Origin of the sequence: Treponema sp. HNW (genome assembly GCF_050320395.1) — a bacterium.
Classification (GTDB): domain Bacteria; phylum Spirochaetota; class Spirochaetia; order Treponematales; family Treponemataceae; genus Treponema_C.
Genome location: NZ_CP144459.1, coordinates 1,213,658 through 1,226,686, shown reverse-complemented (window position 1 = coordinate 1,226,686; position 13,029 = coordinate 1,213,658). Strand labels below are relative to the sequence as shown.

The following is a 13,029-nucleotide window of genomic DNA, read 5'->3' as shown; positions in this document are numbered from 1 at the left end:
ATCACTCCAAAAATTCAATCTGTCAAGGAAAAAATCGTTTTTTGTATACAAGAAAAAGAGAGCTTCGAAAAACCGGCGGAGGTTTCAGACAGCTCCATCCATATCCGGCAGTATTTTTACCTTTTCCCATTCGGCTATTCCGCCCGGAACAACTTTAAAAACGGGATTGACGGCAATATCGGCTGTCAATGCACGGTTTTCGTTATATTTTTTTATATCGCGTTTTAAAAGTTTGTGCTGTAAAAAGCCGAATTCATATTGAAGCTGCCCGTCGGTTACCGTAATAAATTCGGCGATGAATCCGCTTTGCGGTTGAGGCGGAATGTCTACCTTTGTTTTATCGAACGTATAACCGCGCAGGCATGCTTCGTTATATACTTCATGCAAAAATAAATTGATGAACTTCAAGGGATCGCCGGACGCATAAAAACGCGCAAGCTGAGGATGATGTTTATAGCCCCTTGTTTTATTTTCCAGCACTTTCCGGGCAAGCAGGGCTTCCCGCCACAAGGCAACCAAGCCCTTGGCGTCAAGATATTTCGGGTGTAAAGACCATAAGCGCATGTTTAATTACCTAAGATATTTTTCCGTCACGGCATCTTCAAGAAGTTCCCGGTAATCGGAACCGACCGGGAAACTCGTCAAATCGGCTCGGCAGCACCGCCGTTCCTTAAAATTCATTAACCGAAAACTCTATAAAGAGTTGAGATTGATGACTTGCCGCCTCTTCGTAATACAATAAGAAACGGCATATAATCTTGCGACGTTTGCCGAAAGGCAAACTCGAGTTAAAATGAGCGGCGCTGTTTTAGACGCTCATTTTAAACAGTATCACATAAAAAAGAGCGGCGGTCAAGTTCGGAAAAGAACTTTAAAAAACGATATTAAAACATCACAAATTTTTTCAAACATTATTTACTCCTGATGATTGTGCATACTCGCAAGCTTTGAATATACAGTATAGCTCCCGCATGCCATAGCAAAAAACACAATTATAAAAATGTCCATAATATATATATCAGTTGTTGCGATTTTTTTATGCATGAATATTTTTAAAAGGATTCCTGCAACTAAACAAAGAACACTGTACAGCATCCCAAACCGAGCGGGAGATAAACTACCTTTCATATCTTGTATTCCGTTCTTTTACTCTCCCGGCCTCTTAAAAACCCGTGTAAAAAAATCAAAACGAAAAGAATATTTACCGCAAACGAAAAATATCCCGCCTTTATATAGACAAAACTCATAAAGCAAGATATTAAAAATAAAACAAGAGGTAATATACGATAATTAAGCACCCAAAAAATTAACAGTCCCGTTAAACTCAATACAGTACTTAAAACCGATAATCCTTTGGGCATATTGCCTAAGTAAAAAATATATGATACGGAAATTATAAACGATATTATAGCCACTACACAAAGAAAATAATAGACAATTTTATTTAATATTTTTTGATTATTGTTATGCTCATTCTTAAACAAATCCATAAAACCGCACCTCTATATACAGTATCCCATAAGAAACTTTTGCAGTCAAGTTGAGACAGAGAAGTCTTTTTTGTAAATTCAGTAGACTGTGGTAAAAAATAATAATGCCAGTATATCCCGTAAGCAACTGACAGCGGCTGTTTCTTTATCTATCTTTGCTCTAAAATGTAACACATTTTCCATACTCAATAGAATAGAAAACACCCCCTATATCATTTTGCCGGAATCAGAACATTTGCGGAAGCATATACCATTACAATGCTCAAAGCCGAAGTTACTGCCGCCAACACTATTTTTTTCACTTATCCGGCCTCCTTATTTCATAGTACTCTCAAAGCCCCTTTCACAGTAGCATAAGAAACTTTTGCGGTCAAGTTCGGAAAAGTCCGCTTTAAAAAGCGGCAGGAGTAAAAGCAGGACAGTCTCCCCCGCCCCTTTATATTTCCGGCAAAAATCGTTATACTTTTCGGGTATGATTCACTGTGAAAACAAGGTATTTAATTTGGAAACGGATAATTCAAGTTACCGCTTCCGTGTTACCGAGTACGGACATTTGGAAACTCTTTATTACGGCACAAAGCTCGCAGATGAGGATGTTGAAACCCTTGCTTTAAAACGTACGGCGCAAAGAGGCTCTTCGGTTTGTTACGACGAAAAAAATCCCCTCTACGTACTCGATAACATTCCCTTACAGTGGTCGGGAAACGGACGCGGAGATTACCGGTATTGCCCTGCGGAAATCCGTATGCCCGATACAAGCTTTACCCACGACTTTATATACACATCTCATAAAACGGAAAAAGGCTGCATGCCGCCTTCTTCCCTCCCCTCGGCCGTTGACGGAAACAAAGACGCCGAAACCCTCGTCATCAATTTAAAAGATGCGACAGATGTCGAATTGATACTCTTTTACACGGTTTTTCCGTCCTGCGATGTGATTACGCGGCGGGCGCTTTTAATTAACCGAAGCGAAAAACCCTTGGAAATACGGCGCATAATGAGTATGATGATTGACCTTCCCGACAGAGGATTTACCATGCATACCTTTGACGGAAGCTGGGCAAAGGAAGCTCATATTCATTCAAAAGAAATTGCGTACGGAATGTGGGTAAATGAATCGACGACCGGAACAAGTTCCAATCGGCACAACCCCGGTTTTTTAATGACTTCGCGGAACGCCGATGAAGATTCGGGCGAAGTGTACGCCTTTAATCTTGTGTACAGCGGTAATCATTTCGGATTTATTCAAAAAAGCCATACGGATTTAATACGCATCGGTATCGGTATAAGCCCCCACTGTTTTTCGTGGGATTTAAAACAGGCAGAACGTTTTGAAACACCGGAAGCGGTCCTTTCGTTTTCGGCGGCAGGGTTTAACGGTATGCGAAAAAATATGCACCGTTTTGTAAACAACTGCATTGTGCGCGGCGAATGGAAGGAAAAAGAACGCCCGGTTTTATTCAATAATTGGGAAGGAAACTTTTTTAAGTTTAACCGCCGCTCGCTTTTAAAGACGGCACAAAAGGCAAAAAAAATCGGCATCGAACTTTTTGTACTCGATGACGGATGGTTCGGAGAACGCAACAGCGATACGGCAGGCTTGGGCGATTACAGCGTAAACACTAAAAAGCTTCCCGGCGGTATAAAACGCCTTGCCGACAGCGTACGCAAAATCGGCCTTGACTTCGGGCTTTGGTTTGAACCGGAAATGGTAAACGAAGACAGCGATTTATTCCGCACTCATCCTGAATGGGCGGTAAAAGAACCGTCAAGGCAGCCGGTACGCGGCCGCCATCAGCTTGTTTTAAACCTCTGCCTTCCGGAAGTACGAAACTATATCGTAAAAAACGTATGCCGTATTTTGGATGAAGCGGATATCTCCTATGTAAAATGGGATATGAACCGTTATCTGGGCGCAGCCTTTTCGCCGTCTCTCGAAAATCAGGGTGAGTTTTTTCACCGTTATGTTTCGGGCTTGTATGAAATCCTTCACCGGATTTTCGATGAGCGGCCGCACATCCTGCTTGAAAGCTGCTCGTCCGGAGGCAACCGCTTTGATTTGGGTATGCTTTGTTTTTCGCCGCAAATATGGACATCGGATAACACCGACCCTGTCGAGCGCCAGCGGATTCAATCATCTTTAAGCATTTTGTATCCCCTTTCGACAATGGGTGCCCACGTGTCGGCGGCGCCTCACCAGCAAACGCTGCGCGAAACTTCTTTAAGCACACGCTTTAATACGGCCTGCTTCGGTGTTCTCGGCTATGAACTTGATTTGCAGTTTTTAACGTATGCAGAAAAAAAAGAAATACAAGAACAAATCGCTTTTTATAAAAAATACCGAAAAGTGTTTCAATTCGGTGATTTTTCGCACACGAACGGTTTTAAAGACAATCAGTTTTTTTGGCAATGCACACGGGATAATGTCGCGCTTACCGGATTTTTTCAGGGGACTGCAAAGACAGCCGACACTCATACGGTTTTGAAAGTCAGAGGTCTTAAAAGCGATACCGTCTACACAATCGGAACAAAACCGCAGCGGCTTTTTCTTAAACGTTTCGGCGGCCTTGTAAAGCATATATTGCCGATAAGCCTCGATCCGGACGGTTTTATTTTGCGGACGGCAAACCGCTTTTATACTTTGAATGACTGCGTTGAAACCTATAAGGCTTCGGGCAAACTTTTGGAGCAGGGCATTTTTTTAAACAACCAGTTTACGGGTTCGTATTATAATACAAAGACACAGCTTTTAGGAGATTTCGGCTCCTATTTATTTATAACAAAGGAAGCGGGATAAAATGAACAAAAACAGATGGACCTTCGGTCTGGGTACTATAGGACGCGATATGGTTTACTCATTGATAAGCATGTATCTTATTTTTTACATGACAGATGTAATCTATGTTCCTACAAACGTATTGTGGAGCATTACGGTTATTGTCCTTGCAGCCCGCATTTTTGATGCCTGTAATGACCCGATTATGGGCTTGATAGTAGATAATACCAAGACCAAGTACGGAAAGTTTAAGCCTTGGATAGCCTTCGGTGCCCTGACCTCGGGGATTTTAACAATACTTCTTTTTACCGATTTCGGGATTAAGGGCGGGGCCTATGCTGCCATTTTCGGTATTATCTATCTTTTATGGGGCATGACTTATACGACAAACGATATAAGCTATTGGTCGATGCTTCCTTCTTTAAGTGTGGATCAAAAGGAAAGGGAAAAAATAGGCGCTATTGCCCGTATTTGTGCAAATGTGGGGCTTTTCTTTGTTGTTGCAGGAATAGTGCCCATTACAACTGCTTTGGGCAATAAGACGGGAAGTCTTGCCAAAGGATATTTTTTCTTTGCAATTATGGTTACCGTGATTATGTGGCTCGGTCAGATTATAACCTTAATCGGAGTAAAAGAGCCCGAAATAACAAAGCCTCAAAAACATACCTCCCTAAAAGAACTTTTAAGCGTTATCGTAAAAAACGACCAGCTCCTTTTGACGGCAATAGCCATGACCCTCTTTATGATAGGCTACATGACTACAACAAGTTTCGGCCTTTACTTTTTTAAGTATGCCTACGGCGATGAAGGTATGTACTCCGTATTTGCGGTTATTCTCGGCCTTTCCCAAATTTCAGCCCTAATCATTTTTCCGCTTTTAAGTAAATTTTTTGTAAGGCAGAACATATATACGGCTTCGATAATAATGGTCTTGGCGGGCTACCTCATCTTCTTTTTTGCTCCTACAAATACCATGCTTTTTATAGGCATTTCGGGCGTTTTGCTCTTTGTTGGCCAAGCCTTTATTCAGCTTATGATGCTCATGTTCCTTGCCGACTGCGTTGACTACGGCCATTGGAAGCTGGGCAAGCGGAATGACAGCATTTCGTTTTCGATTCAGCCCTTTATCAATAAGCTTTCGGGAGCTATCGGAAACGGCATCGTAAGTGCAGTCGTCATCCTTTCGGGAATCAAAGAAGCCTCTTCCGCCGCCGAGGTTACAAAAGAAGGCCTTTTGATGATGAAGAGCGCCATGCTCGTCTTTCCTCTTTTTTGCATTGTCGGCAGCTACATCCTCTACCGCCTCCGTTATAAAATAGACGAAAAAACCTATGAGCGCATTTTAACGGAACTTGAAGAGCGCGGAGAGCTGGTAAGGAAAGAGTAAGGATTTATGATAACTGTTTTTGAACAGGAATTGGAAAAAGGAACAGGTGTTCCGTATATTTTACTTCAAAATAAATGTATTCAGCCATCCGAAATTGTAGAAGATATTTTCTACCAAAATATTATCGAAAATAAAGCTTTCGATCCGCAGTGTGAAGGGAGCCGCTCGGATTATATGTATAATTTACTGGAACTGTATCCTGAACGAAAAAAGATTGACGACAGAGTTATCGCATATTTTCACAAAATGACAAAAGATGATTGGGGAGATATACAGGTTTTCGGTTTTGCTGTCAGGCTGGCACAAGACGGCCGCTTTGAGAAAAATGCCTTGTATAAAAAGTTCGAATACTACGCAAAAGAAGATCTATCTCCGTGGGTACGCGGTGTCGAAGAACTTATAAAACTTGATAAGTATGAAGCGGTCGTATATCTTGCCCGCTATTTCGGTTCCCGCATTGCAGATAAGGATATAGAAGAATTTACAGAGTATTATTTTTATGAACTATATGCTCAAGAGTATACGGGTTATGATACAGAAACAATAACGGCGATGCTTCAAGAAGAACACGACCCTGCTATATACCGCTACTTGAACATAGCCCAAACAAAACGGGAACACTCGCCGAGAGAGGTTCAAAGTTATACGGCAGAGGAAGTTATTTTAACATTACAAAAACCGGATTTCAAAGAAAGAGCGGAACTTCCGCGCATTCGACGTTGGATAAACAGGCAGGCAAGCGATGAGGATATAAAAAAACTTTCCGGTTGTTTTATCGGAGCAGATGAGGTACTAAAAAAAAGACTGATCCGTTTATTTCCGAAGAAATGTATACAGGTACCGCTCCAAGCCTTATTCGATTCCTTTGACTCGATTCAAGACGGAGAATACCGTACAGACCTTGTTGAAGCTCTCATTCCCTTGCATAATCCCGATGTATATGATTTTTTGCTTGAACGTTACGATGAAAACACGGCAACCGGTTTTTTAAAAATTTGCGTACAATTTTATTCTGAAGATAAGGAATGGAAACTGCTTGAACTGCTTGATAACTGCGGTATGTACGATATTGAAGATATTGTTGACTCCGTTTTGGAGTCGGAAGAGTTGGCAAAACACGATATCTTTAAGTATATTCTACGCTTACTCTATCACAAAACAAAGTGTTCAATATGTCGCGGACAGGTGCTCGAAAAAATGATGGAACATGGTATTGCCGATTCCAATATATACCGTGAAATACAATACGATGCAAATAAAAATATACGCAAATTGGCAGAAAAATCAAGGTTTGAAAAAGAGTAAAAACTTATGACCCTCCTTATAATTGAAGACGATGATGCGATACGAAAAGAGATAAAAACCTTTTTTAAGGCGGATTTCGATATTGCGGAAGCTGCCTCGATAAAAGAGGCTTTGCCCTATCTTGATTCCGATATTGTACTCCTCGATTTAAACCTTGGCAGAGAATCTTCTTTACCGCTTATCCCGAAAATAAAATCGGCTTGCATAGTTATTTCGGTTCAAGATGATGAGCAAACGATTGTCAGGGCCTTGGAAGAAGGGGCTTGCGACTATGTAACAAAGCCTTTCAGCCTCAATGTGCTTAAAGCGCGGATAAACGCAATTTTACGCCGGAACAATAATCAGGATATTTATTTGAATATAAAAAACGGAGAGCCTATAATTCTCATCGATAAAAAGGAAATTATATTGACAAAAAAAGAATATCAAATAATGAGCCTTTTTTTAAATAACTCGAGCACGGTTTTAACGCGCAGCCTTATCTTGGAACATATTTGGGATAAGGACGAGGCATTTGTAGAAGATAACACGCTGACCGTTACGATGAGCCGCCTTAAAAACAAGATAGGCAGCTCAAAGATAGAAACCGTAAGAGGAATAGGCTACAGGTGGAAGGGTTAACATGCGAGGCTTAAAAATACGCTTTGCCGTTTATTTTTGCATTTTGACGGCTCTCAGTTTTTTTGCTTACAAAAACTTTCAGGCAAAATATACGGCTTCTCTTTCCGCCGTATTACAGTATCTTCCCGATGAACAAAAAATTGAAGCCCTGCAAAAAATAAAAACGGAGAGCATACGGACGGAAGACATAAAAACGGAACTCCTTGAAAAACTCATGTATAGGGAGGACTACTCCTTTTTTTATCTTATGTTCTGTGCCGTCTTTGTTTTGATTTTGAGTGCCTTTCTTTTGGAATGTTTTTTTTACAGGCGGCAGAATAAAAAAGAAACGGACAACATCGCCTCCTACCTTGATTCCCTTGAAAAAGGAGAGGGAAAACTGATTCCTAAAAACGGGGGGATTCTTTACGATAGGCTTTACAAGCTGTATACCGAACTCATTTTTGAACGGGAAAATGCTCAAGCCGAAAAGCTTAGATTTCAAAAAAATCTTGAAGATATAGCCCATCAAATAAAAACACCCATTACGGCAATGCTCCTTTCTTTGGAAAACTCAAGCCCGTCCGCAGATAATTCTCCGCTGCACCGCTTAAATGAGCTTACCGAAAGGCTGCTTCATTCGGCAAGCCTTGAATCCGGAACCGTGCCGATGAAAAAAGCTCCGCTTTCCGTTTATGAAGCTTGTTTTGAAGCTTATGAGGCTTGCGAACATCTTTTTGAACAAAAAGGTATTGCCGTTCATATCGAATCTTCCGGTATCCTTATAAACGCCGACTATTATTGGATAACCGAAGCCTTTATGAATATTTTTAAAAATGCAGCTTCCTATCTTTCAAAGGGAAACACTGTAAACGTCTTTTTTAACGAAACGCCCCTTTACACGGAAGTTATCTTTAAAGATGACGGGAGCGGTATTCAAAAAGAAGCCTTGCGCTCCGTCTTTAACCGCTTTTATAAAACTCCCGATTCCAAAGGTTTCGGCTTAGGTTTAAACATCGCAAAATCCATTGCCGAAAAAAACAACGGTACCCTTTGCGCTTACAACGAAAACGGTGCCGTATTTAAATTTACGTTTTATAAGGGAATTTGAAGAATATTATTGCAAATAATTAACTTATACTTTTTCAATCACAAATTTTCCACTTCCTCTATGGAAAGACCTGTAACCTTTGAAATCAAATCACTACCCAGATTTTCAAATCTCATCAGCTTTGCCGTTTCAAGAGCTTTTTGATATAAACCATCGGCAAAGCCCTCGCTTCTGCCTTGAGCTATACCCGCTTTTATACCTTCTTTTCGGCCTTCTCTTATACCTTCTTCTCGGCCTTCTTTTATACCTTCCTGTCTACCGTAATAGCGGGCGTCCATTTCAAATCCGGATATAAAGCGGTATTCATTTCTTGCCTGTTCAGTGCTTTTTACTTTTTCTATCATCTTTTCTATCCTCCCTGTAAACTCTGTCGTAACCGTGCCGGTTTTGACGTATTCCAGAAAGCCGCTTAAATTTTTGTCTTCGGCTTTTTTAAAGGCGCTTGCGTTTATTATAATCTTTTTTGTGCCGTCTTGTAAGAGTGTTTGCCTGTCTTCAAGGCAGACATTTTCAAATGTGTAAACAGGTTTATCTTTTCCAACCGAATCGAAAAGACACAAAAAGATTATATAGGTATCGTTCAGGCTGCTATAATGCTCACCTTTGTCTAAAAACAGAATATCGATAGCCGCCTGATAGTAACGCATTCTTTTCGGAAGATTATGTTCATTAACGGCCTGCATTTCTATATCGTAAGTTTTACCGTTTTCATCTTTGGCCAGTATATCAAGACGTATGCCTTTTGCTTCCGAACCGGTGATTATTGCGTTTTGCGATGATAAGTATATGATTTTTCCGATTTGGCCGGTCAGGGTCATTTCAAGAAAAGTTTTGCATACTTCCTCATCCTGCATTACCTTGCAAAACATAAAATCATCGGCGATGGTTAAATCATCAAAACTTTTGTGCATTTTTAACCTCCCGACGCCTTTAATTATAGCACGAAAATCACACGTTTTCAATTCATAATGCAATAATTATCCGCTTTAGTTACTCCCTTACTTCCTCCGCTATATTCATGCCTTGAAAACGCTTTGCGCCAAGGCGGAAAAAGAGGTAGACGGCGGAGGCGATGAGGGCGGTAAGAACTGCGAGCACAGGATAGTTCATATAGATTAAAAAGCGTTTAAACGTAAACGAAATGCTCAATGTTCCGTACCAAAGCGTTAAGCCTGTACAAAGCGGTACGGCATACAGCACCGAGCGCAGCATAAAATAAAAATAGTCGCGCATAAGTAAGGCTTTTAGTTCCGCTTCCCGAATGCCGCATGATTTAAGCAAAAATATTTCGCGCTTTCGGCGGGCAAAAAACATGTTTACGGCAGCGTACACGGTAGCAAGGGTAATCAGAGTGCAGACGGCACATACCGAATACAATAAAAGGGAAAGCACATCGGATTCGGACTTATTGGCCGAGTGCAATTGTTCACCTTCAACACTGAACCGCTCTTCTTCCTGCACATAATTTTTTAAAAGATTGTTATAATAGTTTTCATCGGCAAGAGGCGTATTTTTATGCTCTTCGGTGCGGATATTCATAAAATATTGAGTAAACGTATAATCGTATTCGTTTTTCGGAGTAAAATGTTCATGCAAAAGCCGATCCAATTCTTCTGCCGGAATAAAGACCACCGCATCATAGCCGCTTGCAATTTCGTTTCTATCGTCTAAAAAATCTTGGGGAAGCTCCATAATGTATTTTTCGACAACGAATTCTTTTTCCGCCATATCACTGCCTGTACTGCCGATTCCGTACAGAGTTATGGGAAGACTTTTTACGCTTTCGTCAAAATAGGGAATGTATTGAGCCTTGGAAACCTCATCTTCAAAATTTTTGCGGACAGAGTTAAGCACCACAATTCCGCGGTAATCGCTGTGCCCCGTTAACTTTTTAAAATCATCAGGCAAAAGGCCGGTAAAAAACACCGAGATAACCGCCTTACCGTTTTCTCTTTTAAAAAGTTTACCCTCCGCCTTTTTATAAAATCCCTTTTTTTTAAACTCGTCCGACAAAAAAGTTTCGGGATACATAAACGCATATTTTTGCGTGTAAATTAAATAATCTTTTTTATCGAACTTGTCTTGCAGGCGCTGAAAGGGCTCGGGGATTCCTTTTCTGTGGGTGCGCAAAAAAAGATAAAAATTATAGACGCTCTCAGTTTTCCAATAATTGCGCTCTACATGAAGTCCCGTTTCCATAAGCAAAATAAAAAAGATGAGGCTAAGCGAAAAGGTAACAAGGGCGGTACTCGCCTTAAAAAGAGTAAAGTTGTTTTTGCGCAATTCTTTTTCAAGGCTTTTTGCCTGCCTTTTCCGTTTATCTTTTTTAAGCTCAAAGCCTCCTTTTAATGCTTCGATAATACCCATGCGGGAAAGCTTACGGGCAGGGATACTTGCAGAGAGCGCAACACAGATAAAGACAAAGACTCCTGCAATAAGATTCATCGTTATACTGAAATTATAGCTCGAAACAATTTGATGTTGAGCGTTTTTCTCTGTCCCCTTTATAAACTCGATAATAAGAAACGAAAGGATATTGCCCGGAATAAGGCTGAAGAAGGCCGCAGGCAGGGCTTGCTTTAAGGCTTCTTTTACCACGAGTTTTTTGAGCTGTTTACGTGAGGAGCCGATACTTTTATACATTGCAAGCGTCCGTATCTTATTGAAGGCCCAAATGCCGTAAATATTTTTAAGCATCAGCACAAAGACGAGAACCGTTCCCACCGCAAGATAGAGAGGAAAAAGCGTTACCGTAAGGATTTGCTCAATAGAAATTTCTTTTCGGTCAAAGGCTCCGTATACGGCAAGAAGCAGATCGTTTACAAAAAAGACATTGCGGAAGTCCTCTGTTTCAGGCTCTATCAAAGAAGCAAGGTCTTTTACGGTTTTATAGCCCTTCCATTTATTTGCAAAAACAAGGGCTATTTTTGCATGTCTTCCGTCCTTAAAAGCATCGCCTAAGGCTGAAGTCTTCACATTCGGATTTGCCGCGACGGTAGTCCTGTTATTTTTAAAAATGCCGGTAATGGTAAAGGAGCGCTCTCCTTCAGGACGGAAGGCTTCGCCTTTTGCAGGATATTCTCCCGCAGGCACAATCCGCTCATTACCTTCTTCGGTGCCGGTTTCGGCGGAAGTTTCGCTTTCGGCTGCCTTTCCCCCTTCCTTTAACCGCACAATGCGCTTCCCCGCGGTTACGCTCAGTGTATCGCCTATTCCAAGACCGAACCTTTCTTTAAATTCCGTAGAGATTATAAGCTCCGTGTTGTCTTTCGGGAACTTCCCTTCAATCAAGGCATCACGGGTGAGCATACTGCCTTCCGCTTCTTCAAGCGTGCATAAAACACCCTCATGCCGAATCGAAATCAAGTCCCGAATGATGCGGGTTTCCTTGACGTTTTTGTGAGCGGCGATGAGGCTCCGCACTTCCTGTGTATAGGATTTACGCGTAACGGCATCGTAGGGGAAGCGTTCTTTAAGAGAAGCAATCTTACTTGAATATGAAGAATAAGCTATATTCACAAAGAGCGAAAAAAATATGCCCGTCATTGTAACGGCGAGGAGGACGGCTCCGTTTTTTTTCACATCGTAATTTTTTATGCAGAGTTTTTTCATAGAGCCTCGTCCTTTACAATTTTACCGTCCGACAATTCCACAATCCTCGAAGCGGAAAGGGCGAGCCTCTCGTCATGCGTTACCATTAAAACGGTTTGATTATAGGTTTTATTTGCATATTGAAGGAGGCTCATAATCTCGTCGGTGTTTTTGCGGTCAAGGTTTCCCGTAGGCTCGTCCGCCAAAAGGAGGGCGGGAGAATAAATGAGGCTCCGCGCAATGGCCGCCCTCTGCTGTTGTCCGCCTGAAAGTTCGTGCGGAAAATTGCTTAGCTTATTTTTTATGCCGAGCTTTTCGGCAAGATTGATAAGTTTATCCTTGTCGACCTTTTGCTTATCAAGCACAAGCGGCAGGCCGATATTTTTTTCGATAGAAAGGTTCGGGATAAGGTTATAAAACTGATAGACAAGCCCCACCTTCCTGCGCCTAAAAAGGGCAAGTTCATCTTCCGTGTACTTCGAAATATCTTCGCCCTGAATAAAAATCTTTCCCGAATCGGGTGAATCCACCCCGCCCAAAATATGAAGGAGGGTGCTTTTTCCGCTCCCCGAAGAACCGACAATCGCAACAAACTCACCCCTGCCAACCGAAAGGCTCACGTCATCAAGGGCTTTTACCGGTATATCGCCCTTGCCGTAGGTCTTGGACACATGTTCAATCCGTATAATTTCCATAAAAACCTCACACTAAAAGTAATAAAAATTTCTTTTTTCGGTTAAAACAATAACATAGAAACCTTACATTTATG

At 41.4% G+C, this 13,029-nt stretch carries 9 protein-coding genes; 5 read left to right on the top strand and 4 right to left on the bottom strand.

Features of this window, described 5'->3' with window-relative positions:
* Positions 1-84: 84 nt before the first annotated feature.
* Entirely contained in the window at positions 85-564 is a 480-nt protein-coding gene (locus V1L52_RS05750; RefSeq protein ID WP_428771515.1) for a pyrimidine dimer DNA glycosylase/endonuclease V, read from the bottom strand.
* A gap of 1,398 nt (positions 565-1,962) precedes the next feature.
* On the opposite strand from V1L52_RS05750, the gene V1L52_RS05745 reads away from it, so the two are divergent.
* The 5 genes from V1L52_RS05745 to V1L52_RS05725 are packed head-to-tail and all read left to right on the top strand — an operon-like array spanning position 1,963 to position 8,669.
* Positions 1,963-4,287 carry an alpha-galactosidase gene (locus V1L52_RS05745; protein WP_428771513.1) on the top strand — a complete coding sequence of 775 codons (2,325 nt, stop codon included), beginning with the start codon at positions 1,963-1,965 and terminating at the stop codon, positions 4,285-4,287.
* A gap of 1 nt (position 4,288) precedes the next feature.
* Positions 4,289-5,653: a glycoside-pentoside-hexuronide (GPH):cation symporter gene (locus tag V1L52_RS05740; protein WP_428771511.1), complete on the top strand. Its 1,365-nt coding sequence runs from the start codon at positions 4,289-4,291 to the stop codon at positions 5,651-5,653.
* A gap of 6 nt (positions 5,654-5,659) precedes the next feature.
* The gene (locus tag V1L52_RS05735; RefSeq protein WP_428771509.1) at positions 5,660-6,958 is read left to right on the top strand and encodes a hypothetical protein; all 1,299 of its coding nucleotides are present in this window, start codon (positions 5,660-5,662) and stop codon (positions 6,956-6,958) included.
* 6 nt (positions 6,959-6,964) lie between these two features.
* Positions 6,965-7,579 carry a response regulator transcription factor gene (locus tag V1L52_RS05730; RefSeq protein WP_428771507.1) on the top strand — a complete coding sequence of 205 codons (615 nt, stop codon included), beginning with the start codon at positions 6,965-6,967 and terminating at the stop codon, positions 7,577-7,579.
* Position 7,580: 1 nt separating this feature from the next.
* Positions 7,581-8,669, top strand: a complete 1,089-nt coding sequence (locus V1L52_RS05725) for a sensor histidine kinase (RefSeq protein WP_428771505.1) — start codon at positions 7,581-7,583, stop codon at positions 8,667-8,669.
* A 38-nt stretch (positions 8,670-8,707) separates the two neighbouring features.
* On the opposite strand, the gene V1L52_RS05720 is transcribed toward V1L52_RS05725, so the two are convergent.
* The 3 genes from V1L52_RS05720 to V1L52_RS05710 all read right to left on the bottom strand — a co-directional run bounded on the left by V1L52_RS05720 (position 8,708) and on the right by V1L52_RS05710 (position 12,955).
* Positions 8,708-9,580, bottom strand: coding sequence for an Rpn family recombination-promoting nuclease/putative transposase (locus tag V1L52_RS05720; RefSeq protein WP_428771503.1), 873 nt, complete (start codon positions 9,578-9,580; stop codon positions 8,708-8,710).
* 79 nt (positions 9,581-9,659) lie between these two features.
* Positions 9,660-12,281, bottom strand: coding sequence for an FtsX-like permease family protein (locus V1L52_RS05715; protein ID WP_428771501.1), 2,622 nt, complete (start codon positions 12,279-12,281; stop codon positions 9,660-9,662).
* Positions 12,278-12,955, bottom strand: coding sequence for an ABC transporter ATP-binding protein (locus tag V1L52_RS05710; RefSeq protein ID WP_428771499.1), 678 nt, complete (start codon positions 12,953-12,955; stop codon positions 12,278-12,280). Before V1L52_RS05710 ends, V1L52_RS05715 begins: the two co-directional genes overlap by 4 nt.
* Positions 12,956-13,029 lie beyond the last annotated feature (74 nt).

Coding starts and splice junctions, on each gene's coding strand:
- V1L52_RS05750 (WP_428771515.1), bottom strand. CDS start 564: ATGCGCTTATGGTCTTTACACCCGAAATATCTTGACGCCAAGGGCTTG.
- V1L52_RS05745 (WP_428771513.1), top strand. CDS start 1,963: ATGATTCACTGTGAAAACAAGGTATTTAATTTGGAAACGGATAATTCA.
- V1L52_RS05740 (WP_428771511.1), top strand. CDS start 4,289: ATGAACAAAAACAGATGGACCTTCGGTCTGGGTACTATAGGACGCGAT.
- V1L52_RS05735 (WP_428771509.1), top strand. CDS start 5,660: ATGATAACTGTTTTTGAACAGGAATTGGAAAAAGGAACAGGTGTTCCG.
- V1L52_RS05730 (WP_428771507.1), top strand. CDS start 6,965: ATGACCCTCCTTATAATTGAAGACGATGATGCGATACGAAAAGAGATA.
- V1L52_RS05725 (WP_428771505.1), top strand. CDS start 7,581: ATGCGAGGCTTAAAAATACGCTTTGCCGTTTATTTTTGCATTTTGACG.
- V1L52_RS05720 (WP_428771503.1), bottom strand. CDS start 9,580: ATGCACAAAAGTTTTGATGATTTAACCATCGCCGATGATTTTATGTTT.
- V1L52_RS05715 (WP_428771501.1), bottom strand. CDS start 12,281: ATGAAAAAACTCTGCATAAAAAATTACGATGTGAAAAAAAACGGAGCC.
- V1L52_RS05710 (WP_428771499.1), bottom strand. CDS start 12,955: ATGGAAATTATACGGATTGAACATGTGTCCAAGACCTACGGCAAGGGC.